1 protein-coding gene is annotated in these 1,473 nt (G+C 57.3%); it reads right to left on the bottom strand.

Features of this window, described 5'->3' with window-relative positions:
- Nucleotides 1–1,347: TolC family outer membrane protein (locus ACXJ5O_RS26800; RefSeq protein WP_457302562.1), on the bottom strand; the 1,347-nt coding region annotated here is incomplete at its 3' end.
- Nucleotides 1,348–1,473: the final 126 nt, after the last annotated feature.

Genomic DNA, 1,473 nt, shown 5'->3' with positions numbered 1-1,473 from the left:
GTCATAATGCTCCTCAGGATGGTATTCCGCGACCTGCAAGCCGATTTGGCCGGGGTTTAGGCGCCCAACGGCCAGGAGAACGGCGTAGCTCGCCACAACACTGTCACGTTCGGCCTGCGCGAGGCTAACCTGTCCGGTCAACACATCGGCTTGGGCATTCAACACGTCGAGTGTCGTGCGCTGGCCCACCTTGCGTTCTTCGATGACGCCGTTCAAGGCGAGTTCCGCGGCCGCAACCACTGATCTTTGAGCAACGATCTGCGCTTTCGCAGATTCCATGGTCGAATAGCCGTTGGCGATCGCCTGACGGACAGCGTCGCGCTGTACATCAACTTCGATGCGCCGCTGTCCCAACGTTTCCTTGGACTGGCGAACCAGAGCCGATGTCCTGCCGCCGCTATAGATCGGGATCGTCATCTGGATCCCGGCGGAGGCCGATGTCGAGTCCGTGGTGTTGGTGCTCAGTCCGCCCTCGAAGATTTCATCGCGCGTAATCGATCCCTGGAGGCCGACCTGAGGCAGGAGCTGACCTTCCTGCGCCTTCACATTATATCCAGCTGCATCGACGGCATATTGTGTAGCCAGGATCGCCGGATGATTGTTGGCGGCGATGCTGAATGCCTGATCCATTGATCGCGGCAGTGATTTCGATGCCATCGCCGCGGCCTTGAGGCGGCCAGGCTCCGCGCCGACAATCTGAATATAGACAGCTTCGGCATTCTTTTCGTCGGATTTCGCAGCGGCTAGCGTTGCGATGGCAGAGGCTTTGGAGGCCTCGGCTTGCGCAACGTCGGTACGCGTTCCCTCGCCAACATCGAAACGTGCGCGCGCGGCGCGCAACTGTTCGTCGAGGAACTCAAGGTTTTTCTGCCGCAGGATGACAATCTGACGGGTGAGGTAGACGTCCATGAATGCCTGTGCGGCTTGAAACAAAGTGTTCTGCTCGCTGTTGCGCAGGTTTTCACGCGCGGCCAACACCTGTGTTTTTGCAGAAGCCACATTGTTCTTTGTGGTGAACCCGTCGAACAGCAGCTGGTTCACGGTGATGCCGAACGTCCCTTCGTCAGTGCGTCCATGAAGACCGCCATCAAGCCGGCGCCAGGTCGACGCCAAAGACGCGTTCCCGTTTATGGTCGGACGATACGCCGATTTTGCAACCGCAACACCTTCGTCGGTGACGCGTACGCCGGCCCTGTCCGCATTGACGGTGGAGTTTCTCTCGTAGGCCTTCTCCATTGCCCCGAATATTGTCTCAGCCATTGAAGGCGTAGAGGTTAGTACCGTGGCTGACAACAGCGCTGCGGTTAATAATCGCTTGCCCGCTATGAACACTATAAACCCCTTCATTCTCTCAATATTCCGACCGAACCATTCGGTTCGACAGTATGCCTTAGATAGCTATCAATTCCCGGGTTGGCCACAGCGGCATTTCCTAAAATGCAAACAAAGTGGCCGACCGTTGCACTTTTGTCT

This window comes from Phyllobacterium sp. P5_D12, assembly GCF_054049495.1.
This window is presented reverse-complemented; position numbering and strand designations above follow the sequence as displayed.